Origin of the sequence: Rhizobium sp. Root274 (assembly GCF_001429245.1) — a bacterium.
Classification (GTDB): domain Bacteria; phylum Pseudomonadota; class Alphaproteobacteria; order Rhizobiales; family Rhizobiaceae; genus Allorhizobium.
The window spans coordinates 431373-446411 of record NZ_LMJE01000007.1 but is presented as its reverse complement, the minus strand read 5'-3'; the positions used below and the strand labels follow the sequence as shown (position 1 = coordinate 446411).

Genomic DNA, 15039 nt, shown 5'->3' with positions numbered 1-15039 from the left:
ATGAACCAGTCCGTCTTCGGGCAAATCGTCCTCATTGGTGCCGGCAATATGGGCGGCGCCATGCTGTCGGGCTGGTTGAAGAATGGCGTTCCGGGCTCTGCCGTCACCGTTCTTGATCCCGGCCCCTCCGATGCGATGAAGGTGCAGATTGCTGAGGCCGGCGCGCGCCACTCTGTCGCTCCGCCCGAAGGACTGGTCGCCGATATCCTTTTTCTCGCCGTGAAGCCGCAGGTGATGGATGCGGTCCTGCCGGGCCTCAAGGGGCTGGTCGGGCCACAGACCACCGTGGTGTCCGTGGCCGCCGGGAAGACGATCGCTTCCATCGAAGCGCATCTCGGATCGGTCGGGGTGGTGCGAGCCATGCCGAATACCCCGGCGATGATTGGGCGCGGCGTCACCGGCGCCTATGCCAATGAGGCCGTGACGGAGGCCAAGCGCGACGTCATCCATCGTCTTCTGAAAGTGTCCGGTCCGGTCGAATGGGTCGACAGCGAAGCGGCCATCAATGTCGTGACCGCGCTTTCGGGCAGCGGTCCGGCCTATGTGTTTTATCTCGTCGAGTGCATGGCAGAGGCGGGCCGCAAAGCCGGCCTGCCGGCGGACCTCGCCATGCGTCTCGCTCGGGAAACGGTCGCGGGGGCTGGTGAATTGATGCACCAGTCCCCCGACCCTGCGTCCAAGCTTCGGCAGAATGTCACTTCGCCGGGCGGCACGACGGCAGCCGCCCTGTCGGTGCTGATGGCTGACGACGGCATGCAGCCGCTGTTCGACGTCGCGATCGAGGCGGCGCGCAAACGTGCCGAGGAATTGGCGCAATGAGCGACGACGCCAAGAGGCCGGAAATCAGCTTCGCCGATTTCGAGAAGGTCGATATTCGCGTCGGCACCATCGTTGAGGTCGAGGGCTTTCCGGAAGCACGCAAGCCGGCTTTCAAGCTGAAGATCGATTTCGGCGCCGAGATCGGCATCAAGAAGTCTTCCGCGCAGATTACCGTGCACTACACGCCTGAAACCCTGCTCGGACGGCAGGTGCTCGGCGTGGTCAACTTCCCACCGCGCCAGATCGGGCCGTTTCGCTCCGAAGTGCTGACCCTCGGTTTCGAGGATGCAAATGGTGCCATCGTGCTGGCGGCTGTCGAGCAGGCCGTGCCGAACGGGCACAAACTGATGTGAGGACCTGAGGCGTAGCCGGCGGTCCAACCCTCTCCACCTAACAACAGTTACTTAGACTGGAACGCGCAGGATCGCCCGCAATCCGCCCTGCGGGCTTTCGTCGAGCGTCACGTTGCCGCCATGGCTGCGGGCAATGTCGCGGGCAATGGCGAGGCCGAGGCCGGTGCCGGAGGCGTCGAGATTGCGCGCCTCGTCGAGCCTGAAGAAGGGCTTGAAGACATCGTCGCGCGATTCCTTGGGAATGCCGGGGCCGTCATCGTCGAAGTAGATGACCAGCCATTTTGCCGTATGGCGCGCGTCAATCCGCAGCGTACGGGCGTAGCGCCGCGCGTTCGAAGCGAGGTTGGTCACAAGGCGGGTGAAGGCATTGGGGCGCACGGAGACGGTGCGCTCGCCCTCCATCGACCATTCGAGCGTCCTGCCGTGCAGGGTGAAATCGGCATTCAGTTTTTCAAAGACTTCGCCGAGGTCGAGCCGGCCGACATCTTCTTCGACCTCGCCCTTGGCAAAATCGAGGTAACCTTCGAGCATGCTCTGCATGTCGTCGATGTCCTGGTTCAGGCTTTCCAGCTCGGGGCCGTCGCCGGCGAGCGCCAGCTGCAGCCTGAAGCGCGTAAGGATCGTGCGCAGATCGTGGCTCACGCCGGCGAGCATGGCGGTGCGCTGCTCCATCTGCCGCTCGATGCGCTCTCGCATCAGGATGAAGGCGAGGCCTGCGCGGCGGACCTCGTCGGCGCCACGGGGGGAGAAGCCCTCCGGTGCCTTCTGGCCTTTGCCGAAGCTCTCCGCAGCATTGGCCAGCGCGAGAATTGGCCGGATTTGCCCGCGCAGGAAGAGGATGGAGATGACGATCAGGACGAGTGCGGTCGAGACCATCCAGACGAGGAAGATGTGCGTGTTGGAGGCGTAGGCGGCACTGCGTCTGGCAAAGATGCGCAACGTGCCCTGATCGACCACGATGCGGATCTCGACTGTGTCGCTGTCGCCGACGGTGTCGATCCAGAACGGCCGCCTCACGGTTCGGGCGATCTCATCGGAGAGAATCTGGTCCAGGATTGAGAAGAAGGGACGAGGGCGCGGGGAGGGGAGCTCCGTGCCTGGCTCCAGCGTGACGATCAGGTTGAGGTCATCTGCGGCGACATCGACGATCTTGTCGAAGTCTTGCGGTGTCGGATAGCGCTCAAGCAGTTCGATGACGGCTGCAATGTCCCTCGTGACGGCTGCCGACAGGCGCTCGGTGACCAATTGCCAGTGACGCTCCATGAACACGAAGGCGACAACGGTCTGAAGGATCAGCATTGGCAGGAGGATGATCAGCAGCGAACGAGCATAGAGACCGGTCGGCAAGCGGTGCCGCATCCAGCGGAGCAAGCCCTTGAGGCCCGTGGCCGGGCTGCGGTCGTGGTCCCGCCGGATCTGCTCGAATGGCGTCATCGTGTTCTGCTTCCTCGACGCCAGATGGCGTCGCTCCGTTCCCGCTCAGTCCATGCTCAGGCGATAGCCGATGCCGCGCACGGTCTGCAGCCAGACAGGGTTGGCCGGGTCGTCCTCGATCTTGCGGCGCAGCCGGTTGATCTGGACATCAATGGTCCGCTCGCCGACCTCCGCATCGTTGCCTACCAGTTCGTGGCGGGGGATGGTGTCGCCGGCGCGGGCGGCAAAGAGCAGCATGATTTCCTGCTCGCGGTCGGTCAGGCGGATGATCTCGGCGCCTTTGCGCAATTCCTTGCGCAGAAGTGAAAAAGTGTAGGGGCCGAACATGATCTGCTCGATCTTCGGCGCGTCCGGATTGGTATTGCGCTTGAGGATGTTGTTGATGCGCAGCACGAGCTCTCGGGGATCGAAGGGCTTGGCGAGGTAATCATCCGCACCCGCTTCGAGGCCGGCGATGCGACTGTCGGCTTCCGAACGTGCGGTGAGCAGGATGATCGGCACCGTCTTTTCGTCCGACAGGCTCTGTGTCAGCGACAGCCCGCTTTCGCCCGGCATCATCACGTCGAGCACCAGGAGGTCGAAGCTCAGACCTTCAAGCTTGCGGCGGGCTTCTGCCGCATCGGCCGCGACCGAGACGCGGAATCCCTTTTCCGACAGGAAACGATGGAGGAGGTCGCGAATACGGGTGTCGTCGTCAACGACCAGAAGGTGGGGCGCATCATCCGTCAGAACGATCTTCTTCAGCACGTTGTCAGGCTCCTTCTTCCTCAAGCGGGACGTCGACCGTCTGCTGCTGCATGCCCTTGAGGAAACGGCGCACGGTATCGCGTTCTTCTAGGCTCATGCCTTCCATGGCCCGGGCGATGCGGCGGGATTGGGGATCGGACAAAGCAAGCGACAATTCGCGACCCGCAAGCGTCGGGTAGAGACGGCGCTGGCGGCGGTCGGCGGGACCGGCCATCTGGCGGATATAGCCGCTGTCGATCAGCTCCTTCAGCACACGGGCAAGGCTCTGCTTGGTGATCTGCAGGATGCCGAGGAGGTCTGCGACCGTCATGCCGGGACGGCGGCTGACGAAATGGACGACGCGGTGATGTGCGCGGCCGTAACCCAGCTTGGCGAGGATCGCATCCGGATCGGAGACGAAGTCGCGATAGGCGAAGAAGAGGCTTTCGATCGTTTCGAAATCGATCGCCTTGTCATCCACCACCGTGAGATCCGGGAGAACCTTCTTGGCAGTCTTTGTCGCAGACTGTCGAACCACGCTGTCATTCCTTTCCGTGCCGAAGACCCGGTCTGATCAACCTCGTCCCAATATCGGCATGCATTCGTTTCATGGGCCATGCGATGGGGTCATCAGCCGGCCTAAGGTCATTGCCGGCGCTCTGGCCGTTCGGCGGCAAAGCTATGCGCAAGTGTAGCAAAATTCCAACAATTTTACGATCTTCGCACAGTTTCACCATTCCTTGGAAACCTATGGCTCCGCCTGTCGTTAAGCCCGCACGAGAACCGTCAGCCACAGGCAAGTGATGTCGGACACACTGTCCGGCGGAGAGAAGGAATAAGACTATGATCAGCCCCAGCCATGTTGAAGCCGAGACACCCAAGCCGAGCCTCAAGCCGCTCGCCATTCTGGTTTTCACGACGAAGATCGTCGTCGCCGGCTTTCTCGTCGCCCAGGCCTCCATGTTGCCGGCAAGCCCTGTTGCCCAGGTCTACGGCCTTAGCCGGTGATGACAAGCATTCCTCTGGCAGATCGGGCATGCTAAGTCGCTCGCCGTCTACATGAGAAGGAAGGCAGCGTCATGGGTCAGGTTCAAGCGGGCATCATCCCCGTCACTCCGTTCCAGCAGAATTGCACGATCCTGTTTGATGACGAGACGCGCGAGGGCGTGATCGTCGATCCGGGCGGTGACGTGGATGTCATCCTGGAGGTCATCGCGGAGAACCGGATCGATCTGAAGGCCATCTGGTTGACCCATGGGCATCTCGACCATGCCGGCGGTGCCGCCGAGTTGAAAGAGCGCACGGGGCTCTCGATCATCGGACCGCACAAGGACGACCTGCCGCTCCTGCAGCGGATCGAAACACAGGCGGCAACCTATGGCATTGCCGGTTTGCGCAGTGTCACCCCCGACCAATGGCTGGAGGACGGAGACCGGGTGTCGTTCGGGACGCATGAGTTCGAGGTCTATCACTGCCCGGGTCATGCGCCGGGTCATGTCATCTATTTCAATCGGGGCCAGAAGTTTGCGCATCTGGGCGACGTTCTCTTCAACGGCTCCGTCGGACGCACGGACCTGCCAGGCGGCAACCACGAGACGCTGATGACTTCGATCCGCGACAAGGTTCTGCCGCTGGGTGACGACGTCGGCTTCATCTGCGGCCACGGGCCGGGGAGCCGGATCGGCGACGAGCGCCGCAGCAACCCGTTCATACAGGGGCTGTGACTGATCTCCAGACAGCAGAAAAGCCCCGCGAGGGGCTTTTCCTTTGTTTCTGTCCCATGTTCAGCCGGCCGTGCAGAAATGCGACTGGCCGTCATAGCCGATATAGGTGCCGGTGCGCGAGTTGAAGCTCCGGTAACGCTGCGAGCAGTATTCGTACCAAGCGCCGGTCCAGGGTTCCAGATTATAGGACTGGTAGACGGGGCGCGGCTGGTAGACCGGCTGAGCGCGATAAACCGGGCGGCGTGGCGGCGGCGGCGGATAATCGTCGACATAGTAATCCTGGTCGTCGTAAACGGAGACCGGGCCCTGATCGACATAGACCCGGCGCTGTGGCGGAGGGCTTGCCAGAACGGAGCCCACGATCACGCCGGTCGCCAAACCAAGCGCGCCGAGCGCCAGGGCATCATTGTGGCGGTGATGGCGATAGTAGCGGTCGCCGGCTTCGGCCTGGGTCGCTGCCGCCATGGGCACCAGGGTGACTGCGGCCGCAAGGAATGCATGTTGCGCGAATTTCATCATGGCTTCGTTTCCTCGAAAAGGGCGGTGCTGTTTGAAGCATCACGCTATGGAAGAAGCCTAGAGCCGATCGGCTGAACGCAAGCTGAATGAAAAAACCCGGCATGGATGCCGGGCCGTAATTTTGTAGACTAAGCCGGCTGTTTGAAATCAGCCGGAGATCTGCAGGTTTACGGCCTTGGGGCCTTTGCCACGGCGATCGGGTTCCGTATCAAAGCTGACCTTCTGGTTCTCGGTCAGTCCCGAAAGGCCCGAAGCCTGTACAGCGGAGATGTGAACGAAGATGTCCGCACCGCCATTATCGGGCTTGATGAAGCCAAAGCCCTTGTCGGTGTTGAAAAATTTTACAGTGCCAGTCTCGGCCATGCGTCAGGTCCTTTTCTCTCTGCCCGTATTCGGCGGGGCAGCATTACAATGTTACCCGCTTGCGGGTGCGCGACAGGCATTTGTCGAAATGTGAGGAAAGGGGCCTTGTTACCGCAGACAATACCAGGACGTTGCTACAGGTCCCAATGTTGTCCGCCCAGGGTTGTTATAGCGTCCCCGGCGCGCATCTGTTTATAGGTCTTCCCATGCTCGCAAATTTGCCCGAACAGCGGAAGAGTGCTTGGTTTGTGGTTAATTGGCAAGCGAAAGTTTTGTCGGTTCGAAGCGCGAGATCCCCGCATTCCCAGTGCCCGCAGCCGAAAATGAACCCGTGCGAGGCGTCGATTTCGGCGTCGCGTGAAAATTTGCATCGCCTGCGATGCAGATCGCGAAAAATATGCATGCGATCACGGATTTTTTCGGTTGAAAATTTTGCGTGCGGCATAGGGTCGTCCGCGATCGCATGGCGGAGAAAATCCGCAGGATGTGTGCAATTCCCACCGAAAATGGCTGATCAATCACGTAGATTTCAGCCGCTCAAGCGGTGAGCGGGGCCCGATAGCCGTTGTGCTATCGCGAAGAGCACAGAAAATCGTCGTCGCGGCACGCTTGGGGCATGCGCGACTACGTCTGCGGTCTTGATGCAGCGGGTTGAGGCTGTCAGGTATCGAAGGTGACAGCCTTCAGTTTGTCGATGCCCAAGGCCTGCAGAGCCAGCTTCTCGTAAAACGGCTCCGACTTGCCAAGCTTCACCTTGTAGAGGAAGTATTTTTCAAAGCCGATCTTGGCGGCATGGACCCATTTGCCCTGTGACGACCAGTTGACGTTGCGGGGCGGCAATTGTGGCTGCGCGACGAAGGCGATGCCCCCATCGCCGAAATCGGCGAGGCAGACGGCGTTCCAGGTGCCCTGGGCATCGGGTTTCTCACCATGGATGAGGGCGGCGATGTTGTGGGCGGTGGCCGTCACCATGGATTCGATCATGAAGCCGGTCTTCGGCACACCGACCGCGACTGCGGTCTTCCCGAACGGCGGAATGGCGACGCAGACGCCGACCGAAAAGATATTGGGGAAGGTGGGGTTCTGCTGGTGCTTGTCGGCGAGGATGAAACCACGCGGATTGGTCAGACCCTCAATGTCGCGAATGGCAGATACGCCGCGAAAGGCAGGCAGCATCATCGTATAGGCGCTGGCGATCTCGTGCGTGGCCTTCACCGTGCCGTCGTCATTCATTTCTTCGGCCGTCACCTTGTCCGCATCGAACTTCTTCACGCGGGCATTGGTCACCCATTTGATGTGCTTGGAGCGAAGCGCGCTCTCGAGGAGGCCTTTAGTGTCCCCGACGCCGTCGAGCCCGAGATGGCCGATATAGGGTTCCGACGTGACGAAGGTCATCGGCACGCGGTCGCGCACCTTGGCATCGCGGAGTGCCTTGTCGAGAATGAAGGCAAACTCATAGGCGGGGCCGAAGCAGGAGGCGCCCTGGACGGCGCCGATGACGACAGGTCCGGGATTGGCAACGAGTCTGTCGAATGCCTCCTTGGCTGCAAGCGCATGATCGATGTGGCAGACGGACTGGGTATGGCCGTGTGGCCCGAACCCCTCGATTTCATCGAAGGCCAGTTCGGGTCCCGTTGCGATCACCAGATAATCGTAAGGGAGCGAGGTACCGTCAGCCATGTCGATCCGGCTTTCGGATGCCTGCAGGCGAAACGCGCCTTGCGGATGCAGCGTGATGTTGCGTTTGGCGCAGGCAGGGCGCAGGTCGACCTCGATCTCTTCGCGCCCTCGCCAGCCGACAGCCACCCAGGGGTTGGACGGGACGAAGGAATAGGTCGCGCCCTTGTTGATCAGGTGGATCTCGGCTTCCTTGCCGAGACGGTCGCGCAGTTCGTAAGCCATAATGCTGCCGCCGAGACCGGCGCCCAAGACCGCAATCCTATGCATAGTAGATACCTCCCAGTGTTGCTGGAGGATATTATATATACGAAACTACATAGATATCAATTTTTGTTTCTTTTGCCGGGTCCGGGGTGGTTATGGCGTGGCTCCTTTGCCTGGACCAGATCTTCAAGACTGCGGCGCCAGAGCCCATAGCCCCCGAAAGCCATGACGACAAAACAGAGACCGAGCAGGAGGATCAGCACTTTTCGCTCGGGCGTGGGAAGCGAGCTGGTTCCCAACGTGTGCCGCGCGTTGAGGGCCGGCGTGGTCATCAAGCCGATGCTTGAGGTGACCTCGCGGCTGGGAGGAAGCGGGGCGGAGTGCGCTGTGTCCTCCGTTGTGCTCGCGACAGGCTCGCGCGGGACCATCTGCGGATTGGCGATGCCGACCGAAGCAGTGCCGATCAAAAGGGCTGCAACGATTCCCATTCGGAAGCGGAGCCGGGTGGGGCGGGATGGCACTTTTGCGTCGAGGTCTTGAAGGGGCATGGCGGATCCTCGCTCTTGCTCTCGGATGCCGGATGGAACGCGCATTTCTGGACAGGAGCGAGACGGAATTGTGGCCATTCCGGTTCGCGCTCATATTCCTGTGAGGTGACGGCAGCGAAGCCGGGGAGGGGGATTGCCATGGTGACGCGATTCTTCGCGCGTTGACGATGCTTTCCGCTTGAAAGGCCGGGGCTCTTTCGCCATAGAGCTTGGACCTGAGGCCCCGGGGACCGGGGTCGATGTTCAATCAGCTCAGGACACACCCTCATGGCTTTCCTTGCCGACGCCCTATCCCGCATCAAGCCTTCCGCGACCATCGCCGTCACGCAGATGGCCCGGGAGCTCAAAGCGCAGGGGAAAGACGTCATTTCGCTCTCCGTCGGCGAGCCCGACTTCGATACGCCGCAGAACATCAAGGATGCGGCCGTTGCAGCGATCGCCCGCGGTGAGACGAAGTACACGCCGGTTGCCGGCATTCCAGAACTGCGCAAGGCGATTGCCGACAAGTTCAAGCGCGAGAACGGTCTCGACTACAAGCCCGAGCAGGTGATCGTCGGCACCGGCGGAAAGCAGATTCTTTTCAACGCCTTCATGGCAACGATCAATCCGGGAGATGAAGTCGTCATCCCGGCACCGTTCTGGGTGTCCTATCCGGAAATGATTGCGCTCTGCGGCGGCACGCCGGTTTTTGTCGAAACGACGATCGAGAACAATTTCAAGCTGACGGCCGAGCAGCTGGACAAGGCGATCACGCCGAAGACTAAGTGGTTCATGTTCAACTCGCCGTCCAACCCGTCGGGTGCTGCCTATAGCAAGGACGAGCTGAAGGCGCTGACCGACGTTTTGATGAAGCATCCGCATGTTTGGGTTCTGACCGACGACATGTATGAACACCTCGTTTTCGGCGACTTCGTCTATTACACCCCCGCTCAGGTCGAGCCGGCGCTCTATGACCGCACGCTCACCATGAACGGCGTATCCAAGGCTTATGCGATGACCGGCTGGCGTATCGGCTATGCGGCCGGCCCGCTGCCGCTGATCAAGGCCATGGACATGATCCAGGGCCAGCAGACCTCGGGCGCCTGCTCGGTTGCCCAGTGGGCCGCCGTCGAGGCGTTGAACGGCCCGCAGGACTTCATCACGGAATCGAAAAAGGCCTTCGAAGAGCGCCGTGACCTCGTGGTTTCCATGCTCAACCAGGCCTCCGGCATCGTGTGCCCGAAGCCGGAAGGCGCGTTCTACGTCTATCCGTCCTGCGCTGCCCTGATCGGCAAGACCGCCCCGTCGGGCAAGGTGATTGCCAATGACGAGGATTTCGTCATGGAACTGCTGGCGACCGAAGGTGTGGCGACCGTTCACGGCTCGTCCTTCGGTCTCGGCCCGAACTTCCGCGTCTCCTACGCGACATCGAACGCCAAGCTGGAGGAGGCCTGCAGCCGCATCCAGCGCTTCTGTGCTTCACTGAAGTAAGCGGCGGGCTTTATCGGCTGTCGGAGGGCTCGTCGAAAGACGGGCCCTTTTCGCGTTTTCCGGCTTTGTTGAGGGGGGCGAGCGCTTGTGGTAATGTCGGTTGCATGAAAACCGTCAGTCTGCAGGAAGCCATTCGCGATCTGGACACGCTTGCCCACGCGGTCGAGCAGGGCGAAGTCGTAACCGTGACGAGGGACGGAAAACCGGTGCTTGATCTTGTGCCGCATGCGGGGTCGGGCGAGGTAGAGACGAAGCCGAAAAAGGGTGGGATCGATTGGGAAGCGATGCAGGCACACCTACGTTCGATTGGTGTCGAGGACGCCGTTCCATATATTGCAGATGACTTCGATGATCCGCTGCCTGAAGACTTTCTCCTGAGGCCGCTTCCCTAGTGCCGCGTCTGCTGCTCGACACCCATATCGTTCTCGCGCTCCTGAGGCGGGATTTCGACCAGCAGTTCCCAGCGATTAGCAAGCGTTTCGCTGCTGGCGATGTAAGCGGCTTCGTGAGCGTTGCGACCCTTTGGGAGATCGCGATCAAAAACAGGCTTGGCAAGTTAGAAACAGGCATTCCATTGCCGGAGATCCCGGCAAACCTGAGGTCGGGCAGCTTGGAGATCTTGGGCATCGAAGTGGCCCATGTGCTCCATCCGCTTGACCCAGAACCTCCGACACGGGACCCGTTCGATCGGCTGCTGCTTGCCCAATGCCATGTCGAAGGCTTGCGTCTGGTGACAGTGGATCGCGCTCTCGTCGACCATCCCTTGGCCTTCCGCACCTGATCTGGAGGCCAGAGGCGGCTAGGCCCAATTCAAGCCTTTGTCAGCTTGACGATTGTCGACTCGCCGCCGCCGCGTTGTTCGGTGACGGCATAGACCGCGCCATCCGGGCCGACTTTGACGTCGCGGATGCGGGCGTCGAGGTCGACGCGTTCCTCATGCTTCACGCGGTCGTTTTCCATATGCAGGACGACGACACCTTGGCTGACGAGGCCGCCGAAGAGGAAGGCGCCTTTCCATTCGGGGATCGCTTCCGCATTGTAATAGGCCATGCCCGAGGGCGCGATGACTGGGTCCCAGTAATAGACCGGCTGTTCGGTGTCGGCCATTTGGGTGACGCCGTTGCCGACCGCCTTGCCACTGTACTCGACGCCATAGGTGACTTCTGGCCAACCATAATTCTTGCCGGCTTCGGGGCGGTTCAGTTCGTCACCGCCCTTTGGGCCGTGTTCCACGGTCCAGAGACGCCCCTGGCCGTCGATCGTCGCGGATTGGAGGTTGCGGTGGCCGAGCGACCAGATCTCCGGCTGAGCATTGTCCTGCCCTGTGAAGGGATTGCCTTCAAAGGGCTGACCCATCTCGGTGATGCGGAAGATTTTGCCGAGGCCGCTTGCAAGGTCCTGGGCCTGGACGCGCGGCTCTGCGTCGGAGCGCTCGCCAACCGTGACGTATAGTTCGCCCTGAGGACCGAAGGCGAGACGGGAGCCGAAATGCTTGTTGCCGTCATAGCTCGGCATCTGGCGGAAAATGACGCTGACGTCCTCAAGCGTGCCGCCACCCTGATCGTCGGGGACGAGGCGTGCGGAGGCGACGGAGGTGCCGTTGCCGTCCTCGCGAGGCTCAGAGAAGGAGAAGAAGATCATACCCGAGGTTTCGTAGTCAGGAGCCAGCGCCACGTCGAGCAGGCCACCCTGGCCATTGGCAAGGACTTCAGGGACATTGGCGATTTGAGGGCCGGCCTTGCCGTCAGTGCCAATGATGTGCATGGCGCCGGCCTTGGCGGTCACCAGCATGCGGCCGTCGGGCAGGAACTCCATCGCCCAGAGGTGGGGCAGGCCTTCCGCCACCACTTCCGTCTTGATCTCGATGCGCTGCGACGGTTGCGGCGCGCGCGTCTGTCCCTCGAAGGCCGGCTGCTGGGTTGGCGCATTTGGCGACTGCGTCTCGGCCGGCGTGCCCGCCTGCTGCGCTTGCACGGGCAGGGCAACGATGGTTGCTGACAACATGGTGCCGGCGAGAATGAGGGGCAGGCGGTTCATGGCTATCTCCTGGTCTTCATCAACATTCGGGGGTCAACGTTGATGTGGGCGCGAAGCTCCCAATCGACAGTCCAGGCGTCATCAAAATTGGTTCATCAGCGAGTGATCCGGAGGTTGGATCATCGGGATCAAAAAAGCGGGACCTTTCGGCCCCGCTTTCAGACTTTGCTTGATCAGGCCGCTGTCTTCACCCAGGGGCCGAGGATCGGCGCATTGGCGAAGAGGCGCTCACGGTCCCGCCAGAGCGCGGGGAGGGCAAGCACACCAAGGGCTGCCACCGTGATCGCTGTCTTGGTCAGTTGCGACAGTTCCGGCGTGTTCCCGTCGATGTAATAGACCATGTAGACGATCAGCACGTGCCAGACATAGATCTGCAACGAGTGGCGGCCGAGCAACTGCAGGAAGTTGAGCGTGAAGAGGCTGGTAAGGCCGGATGCCAACTTCTGGATCAGCGGGCTGTGATGGCGCGGGCCAGCGATTAGGATCCAGGCGATGCCATAGGCAACGGCTGCAAAATTGATCAGATAAACCGGACCGAAGTCGGCTCGCACCTCCATCAAGCCGAATTTCTCCAGCACGAAGCCGGGCATCAGGCCGTGGGCGGTGGTGATGCGCAGCGGCAGGAAGAAGATCGTGATGGCAAGGGCGGTCCAGGCAAGTGTCGTACGCTTGGGGTCGAAAACCTTCTGCCACTCGATCTTGCCCATCGAGGTCAAGGTGCCGGCGATGATGCCGGCGAAGAAGACGATCTGCCAGCCCATCAGGTTGAAGGAGACGCGCAGGCCTTCCTTGTCCGGCGCACCGGCAAGCCAGGCGTTGAGCGGATAGGTTACGATTCGGTGGAGGCCGAGTTGGGCGGCAAGCCAGACCAAGAGCGAGGCGATCGCAACGCCGAGCCACTGGCCGCGCAGGCAGAACCAGATGACGATCGGCGCAAAGACCATGTAGGCGATGTATTGCGGCAGGATGTCCATGAAGGTCGGCTGGACCAGGAAGGCGGCGACAGGGGCCAGCGACGCCGGATCCTTGAGGCTCACCGTCCCGAGCCAGTTCTGCCAGGCCTGGACAGCACCCGGCAGCAGAAGCTGCAGCACGAGGATGACCAGCACCACGCCCATGGCATAGCGGTAGAGCTCCAGCGCCCGCGACCAGATGCGGTCGCGACCAACCTGATAGCCGTCTTTCATCATCTTGCGGGCGTAGACCATGCCGGTCAGCAGGCCGGAGAGGAAGACGAAACCTTGAGCGTCTTCGACAAAGGCGAGGTTTCGGTGGTTGATCTCCACGAGCCAGAGCCCGCCGGCAAACACCATGTGGTTGATCAGCATGAAGACGAGGAAATAGCCTCGCATGCCATCAATGACGTCCAATCTTTTCACGTTCGACTCCCGCGTTAGCCCCCGGAACCCGACGGGGGGCGATCTTCAACCGCATCGTGTTGACAATGCGGCGGAAGGGCCGAAGGGGCCGATCCGTGCGGGGTGAACGGAAACTTTCCACAAAAGTTCCGAGCTTGGAGTCACCTCGACGTGAAGGCCGCGTGCACTGCACGCAGCGAATCACAGGCCTAGGAAGGCGAGCATGATGAAGGTGGCGAAGAGGACAAAATGGGTCATGCCTTCAATGGCATTAGTCTCGCCATCGTTCAGATTGATGGCAGCCGCGATGAGGGTGATGGCGACCATTGTCGTCTGTACCGGGGTCATGGCCATGACGAAAGGCTGGCCTGTGTAGAGGGCAATGCCTTCCATCACCGGGACCGTCAGAATGACCGTCGACAGTGACGCGCCCATGGCGATGTTGATCGTGGCCTGCATGCGGTTGCGCAAGGCGGCGCGCAATGCGGTCAGGATTTCCGGAGCAGCCGAGATCGCGGCAACGAGAATGGCGCTGAGAGCGACCGGGGCGCCGGTTCCTTCGAGGCCAGCGTCCATCAGCACCGACATGACTTCGGCAAGCACGCCGATCAGCACGACACCGAAGAGGATGACGCCGATCGACCAGAGCGCGGAGGGTTCGGCCCGTTCGGCAGTTTTTGCTCGTCCGGGATTGGGAATGGCGCTGGCGGGACCTTGGCCACGGCGTTTGCCTTGGCCAGCTGTGGCGGGCTTGGGCTTGGTCTGCTTTTCGGCGGCCCGGTTCGGATAGCTGTAGGAGAAGAAGTAGCTGTGGGTGCCCACCTGCATGCGCAGGAAGAGGCCGTAAAGGGCCAGCATGGCAAAGATGGTGAAGACGGAATAATACTGCCAGCGATCGGTGGGGATGAATTCCGGGACGACCATGGAAATGCCCATGGCGGTCAGGATCATGACGCCATAGGTCTTGCCGCTATCGTCGTTATAGGGCTGTTCGCCGTGTTTCAGGCCGCCAATCAGGGCGGCGAGACCCAGGATACCGTTGATATCCAGCATGACCGCCGAATAGATGGTGTCACGCACCAGCGTCGGGGAGCCACCCTTGTTCATCATGATGGCAAGAATGATCACCTCTACCGCGACGGCGGAGAGGGTGAGGATCATCGTGCCATAGGGGTCGCCTACCTTGTGTGCCAGAACTTCGGCGTGATGGGCTACCCGCATCGAGCCGACGACGATGGCCGCGATCAGGATTGCGGCGCCTGCGAGCGAAGCGACCTGCCCGTGCTCCAGCAGCGCATGCTCGCCAAACCAGGCGGCGATGCCCAACAGGATCGGAATGAGCAGAAGTCTTTCCTGCTTCAGCGCTGAGATCATGGAAGAGGTCCCCTTTGTTCCATGTAACGGGTGGAACACGCGCGTGTTCCCTTGGCAAGATGGCGTCGTCACAGATTTGCGCCCTGGCCGATTTGATGGAATAATCGCTTCAGCCGAGGAGGAGAAGGCCATGGTGAAGATCATCTACGAGATCGTTCCTCATGACGGCGGCTGGGCCTATCGGCTTGGCGGCGTTTATTCGGAAGCGTTCGCGACCCATGATCAGGCGATGGAGGCCGTGCGCATTGTCGTTGCCGAACAGCAGGTTGGCGACGAGCCGGTGACGATCAGCTATCAGGATGAAAACGGGCGCTGGCGCGAAGAGTATAGCGACGGCGGCGACCGGCCGGAAATCGAGGTTGTCGACGCCTTCGTTGAGACGTCTGCCCCGCCGGCCTGAGACGGCTGCCGCTTGAACCGCGGCCAACCC

The 15039-nt window shown here is 61.2% G+C and carries 18 protein-coding genes; 8 read left to right on the top strand and 10 right to left on the bottom strand.

Features of this window, described 5'->3' with window-relative positions:
- Entirely contained in the window at positions 1–819 is an 819-nt protein-coding gene (proC, locus tag ASE36_RS11090) for a pyrroline-5-carboxylate reductase (RefSeq protein WP_062279261.1), read from the top strand.
- A complete protein-coding gene (locus ASE36_RS11085) occupies positions 816–1172 on the top strand; it encodes a tRNA-binding protein (RefSeq protein WP_062279258.1) in 357 nt (118 codons plus the stop codon). Before proC ends, ASE36_RS11085 begins: the two co-directional genes overlap by 4 nt.
- A 51-nt stretch (positions 1173–1223) precedes the next feature.
- Here ASE36_RS11085 and ASE36_RS11080 read toward each other — a convergent pair whose 3' ends face one another.
- Genes ASE36_RS11080 through ASE36_RS11070 form a run of 3 tightly spaced genes read right to left on the bottom strand, consistent with a single transcriptional unit; the run spans position 1224 to position 3870 of the window.
- Positions 1224–2606: an ATP-binding protein gene (locus ASE36_RS11080; protein ID WP_062279256.1), complete on the bottom strand. Its 1383-nt coding sequence runs from the start codon at positions 2604–2606 to the stop codon at positions 1224–1226.
- Positions 2607–2651: 45 nt separating this feature from the next.
- Positions 2652–3353 carry a response regulator gene (locus tag ASE36_RS11075; RefSeq protein WP_062279253.1) on the bottom strand — a complete coding sequence of 234 codons (702 nt, stop codon included), beginning with the start codon at positions 3351–3353 and terminating at the stop codon, positions 2652–2654.
- Positions 3354–3357: 4 nt separating this feature from the next.
- Entirely contained in the window at positions 3358–3870 is a 513-nt protein-coding gene (locus tag ASE36_RS11070) for a MarR family winged helix-turn-helix transcriptional regulator (protein ID WP_062279251.1), read from the bottom strand.
- A gap of 305 nt (positions 3871–4175) precedes the next feature.
- Between ASE36_RS11070 and ASE36_RS22590 the strand changes: the two genes are divergently transcribed.
- Positions 4176–4340: a hypothetical protein gene (locus tag ASE36_RS22590; protein WP_156378635.1), complete on the top strand. Its 165-nt coding sequence runs from the start codon at positions 4176–4178 to the stop codon at positions 4338–4340.
- 71 nt (positions 4341–4411) lie between these two features.
- On the top strand, positions 4412–5056 hold the full coding sequence (locus tag ASE36_RS11065; RefSeq protein WP_062279249.1) for an MBL fold metallo-hydrolase: 645 nt from the start codon (positions 4412–4414) through the stop codon (positions 5054–5056).
- A gap of 60 nt (positions 5057–5116) precedes the next feature.
- Here ASE36_RS11065 and ASE36_RS11060 read toward each other — a convergent pair whose 3' ends face one another.
- The 4 genes from ASE36_RS11060 to ASE36_RS11045 form a co-directional block, all read right to left on the bottom strand.
- Positions 5117–5521, bottom strand: a complete 405-nt coding sequence (locus tag ASE36_RS11060) for a BA14K family protein (RefSeq protein ID WP_413813660.1) — start codon at positions 5519–5521, stop codon at positions 5117–5119.
- A 201-nt stretch (positions 5522–5722) separates the two neighbouring features.
- Complete coding sequence (locus ASE36_RS11055; RefSeq protein ID WP_006725577.1) at positions 5723–5938, bottom strand: cold-shock protein; 216 nt, start codon at positions 5936–5938, stop codon at positions 5723–5725.
- Positions 5939–6598: 660 nt separating this feature from the next.
- Positions 6599–7885 carry an NAD(P)/FAD-dependent oxidoreductase gene (locus tag ASE36_RS11050; protein ID WP_062279242.1) on the bottom strand — a complete coding sequence of 429 codons (1287 nt, stop codon included), beginning with the start codon at positions 7883–7885 and terminating at the stop codon, positions 6599–6601.
- 56 nt (positions 7886–7941) lie between these two features.
- The gene (locus ASE36_RS11045; protein ID WP_062611309.1) at positions 7942–8370 is read right to left on the bottom strand and encodes a hypothetical protein; all 429 of its coding nucleotides are present in this window, start codon (positions 8368–8370) and stop codon (positions 7942–7944) included.
- Positions 8371–8637: 267 nt separating this feature from the next.
- Between ASE36_RS11045 and ASE36_RS11040 the strand changes: the two genes are divergently transcribed.
- From ASE36_RS11040 to ASE36_RS11030, 3 genes are all read left to right on the top strand, one after another.
- The gene (locus tag ASE36_RS11040) at positions 8638–9840 is read left to right on the top strand and encodes a pyridoxal phosphate-dependent aminotransferase (protein ID WP_062279238.1); all 1203 of its coding nucleotides are present in this window, start codon (positions 8638–8640) and stop codon (positions 9838–9840) included.
- A 104-nt stretch (positions 9841–9944) separates the two neighbouring features.
- The gene (locus ASE36_RS11035; protein ID WP_062279236.1) at positions 9945–10232 is read left to right on the top strand and encodes a type II toxin-antitoxin system Phd/YefM family antitoxin; all 288 of its coding nucleotides are present in this window, start codon (positions 9945–9947) and stop codon (positions 10230–10232) included.
- Positions 10232–10621, top strand: coding sequence for a type II toxin-antitoxin system VapC family toxin (locus ASE36_RS11030; RefSeq protein ID WP_062279233.1), 390 nt, complete (start codon positions 10232–10234; stop codon positions 10619–10621). Before ASE36_RS11035 ends, ASE36_RS11030 begins: the two co-directional genes overlap by 1 nt.
- Before the next feature lie 29 nt (positions 10622–10650).
- On the opposite strand, the gene ASE36_RS11025 is transcribed toward ASE36_RS11030, so the two are convergent.
- The 3 genes from ASE36_RS11025 to ASE36_RS11015 form a co-directional block, all read right to left on the bottom strand.
- Positions 10651–11877: a PQQ-dependent sugar dehydrogenase gene (locus ASE36_RS11025; protein WP_062279231.1), complete on the bottom strand. Its 1227-nt coding sequence runs from the start codon at positions 11875–11877 to the stop codon at positions 10651–10653.
- A 173-nt stretch (positions 11878–12050) separates the two neighbouring features.
- Positions 12051–13256: an OpgC family protein gene (locus tag ASE36_RS11020; protein ID WP_062279228.1), complete on the bottom strand. Its 1206-nt coding sequence runs from the start codon at positions 13254–13256 to the stop codon at positions 12051–12053.
- A 180-nt stretch (positions 13257–13436) separates the two neighbouring features.
- The gene (locus tag ASE36_RS11015; protein WP_062279226.1) at positions 13437–14609 is read right to left on the bottom strand and encodes a calcium:proton antiporter; all 1173 of its coding nucleotides are present in this window, start codon (positions 14607–14609) and stop codon (positions 13437–13439) included.
- A 130-nt stretch (positions 14610–14739) separates the two neighbouring features.
- Here ASE36_RS11015 and ASE36_RS11010 point away from each other — a divergent pair, with 130 nt between their 5' ends.
- On the top strand, positions 14740–15009 hold the full coding sequence (locus tag ASE36_RS11010) for a DUF2188 domain-containing protein (protein WP_062279223.1): 270 nt from the start codon (positions 14740–14742) through the stop codon (positions 15007–15009).
- Positions 15010–15039 lie beyond the last annotated feature (30 nt).

Excerpts from the sequence above, each read along its gene's own strand:
- proC (WP_062279261.1), top strand. The coding sequence starts at position 1 with ATGAACCAGTCCGTCTTCGGGCAAATCGTCCTCATTGGTGCCGGCAAT.
- ASE36_RS11085 (WP_062279258.1), top strand. The coding sequence starts at position 816 with ATGAGCGACGACGCCAAGAGGCCGGAAATCAGCTTCGCCGATTTCGAG.
- ASE36_RS11080 (WP_062279256.1), bottom strand. The coding sequence starts at position 2,606 with ATGACGCCATTCGAGCAGATCCGGCGGGACCACGACCGCAGCCCGGCC.
- ASE36_RS22590 (WP_156378635.1), top strand. The coding sequence starts at position 4,176 with ATGATCAGCCCCAGCCATGTTGAAGCCGAGACACCCAAGCCGAGCCTC.
- ASE36_RS11065 (WP_062279249.1), top strand. The coding sequence starts at position 4,412 with ATGGGTCAGGTTCAAGCGGGCATCATCCCCGTCACTCCGTTCCAGCAG.
- ASE36_RS11060 (WP_413813660.1), bottom strand. The coding sequence starts at position 5,521 with ATGGCGGCAGCGACCCAGGCCGAAGCCGGCGACCGCTACTATCGCCAT.
- ASE36_RS11055 (WP_006725577.1), bottom strand. The coding sequence starts at position 5,938 with ATGGCCGAGACTGGCACTGTAAAATTTTTCAACACCGACAAGGGCTTT.
- ASE36_RS11050 (WP_062279242.1), bottom strand. The coding sequence starts at position 7,885 with ATGCATAGGATTGCGGTCTTGGGCGCCGGTCTCGGCGGCAGCATTATG.
- ASE36_RS11045 (WP_062611309.1), bottom strand. The coding sequence starts at position 8,370 with ATGCCCCTTCAAGACCTCGACGCAAAAGTGCCATCCCGCCCCACCCGG.
- ASE36_RS11040 (WP_062279238.1), top strand. The coding sequence starts at position 8,638 with ATGGCTTTCCTTGCCGACGCCCTATCCCGCATCAAGCCTTCCGCGACC.
- ASE36_RS11035 (WP_062279236.1), top strand. The coding sequence starts at position 9,945 with ATGAAAACCGTCAGTCTGCAGGAAGCCATTCGCGATCTGGACACGCTT.
- ASE36_RS11025 (WP_062279231.1), bottom strand. The coding sequence starts at position 11,877 with ATGAACCGCCTGCCCCTCATTCTCGCCGGCACCATGTTGTCAGCAACC.
- ASE36_RS11015 (WP_062279226.1), bottom strand. The coding sequence starts at position 14,609 with ATGATCTCAGCGCTGAAGCAGGAAAGACTTCTGCTCATTCCGATCCTG.
- ASE36_RS11010 (WP_062279223.1), top strand. The coding sequence starts at position 14,740 with ATGGTGAAGATCATCTACGAGATCGTTCCTCATGACGGCGGCTGGGCC.